Source organism: Lysinibacillus sp. NPDC096418, assembly GCF_044762775.1.
In the GTDB taxonomy this organism is placed as follows: Bacteria; Bacillota; Bacilli; order Bacillales_A; family Planococcaceae; genus Lysinibacillus.
This window is the reverse complement of sequence record NZ_JBIWEY010000086.1, coordinates 1-1,000: the sequence shown is the minus strand read 5'-3', so window position 1 is coordinate 1,000 and position 1,000 is coordinate 1. Positions and strand designations below refer to the sequence as shown.

Here is a 1,000-nt window from a genome sequence, read left to right as displayed (position 1 = left end):
TCATGCGCTACTCTTAATGTGTCGGACATCGCCGTATAACGATGTAAGTACCACTGTCCTTTAGACGTTAATTCGGCTGCACGTTTATAAAATACATGACGCATACGCTTACACTTTCTGCGATTGTATTTGTCCCATTCTTTTTGTACTTGTCGGCGCACTTCATCCATTGCCCAGTAGATGTAACGACTAAAATGAAATCGATCTGCCACAATGACAGGACGACCTAACGCTTGATGAACAGCTGCTTTAAAACTTGGATTCATATCCATGACTACAATTTCAACATCAGCTCCATACTGACGCAAATAATTTTTAATTGTTTCTTTTTTACGATTCGGTAAAATATCAATTGGCTCACGTGTTTCCGCATTCGCAATGATTAGTTGGTACGTCCCTGCATCTGTATCGCCTTTATACTCATCAATTGCAATCGCTTTTGGTAAACGTACACCTTCAACTAATTGTTTATTTGCGACCTTTTTAAAACGGCGAATGACCGTGGTAGTTGATGTACCTAGTACTTCTGCAGCTTCTTTAAACGTTTTTGCTTTAACAGAACGAACATTTACTACTTGATTCCATTCCTTTGAGTAGCGTTGATATTTATCCACGAAAGGGGATTTTTCTGAGAAACGCTTTCCACAATTACAAACATATCGACGACGTTTATAGAAAAGAATAGTTAAACGCTCAAACCATTTTAAATGCTTAATCTTTTGCATACGGTAATCGTGAACCTTTGTTGTTTTTTGTTTACAACTTGGACATCGGTGCGGGCATTTCGGCAATTGTACATACAACGCGATTCGATCGCCTACTTCTTCTATTTTAGTAATCTCTACACCTTTTAATCCTGGGATATTCATGTTAAAATTCATGTGCACAGTTCACCTTTCTATTACTTGTTTCTTGACAATTCAAGTATATATAAATCGGTGAATCTGTGTTTTTTTCATGCTTGTAATTGTGTAAAAACCCCAACAAATATTATAGAACC

1 protein-coding gene is annotated in these 1,000 nt (G+C 37.2%); it reads right to left on the bottom strand.

Features of this window, described 5'->3' with window-relative positions:
* Positions 1 to 881: ISL3 family transposase (locus ACIQZG_RS24550; RefSeq protein ID WP_402758769.1), on the bottom strand; the 881-nt coding region annotated here is incomplete at its 3' end.
* Positions 882 to 1,000 lie beyond the last annotated feature (119 nt).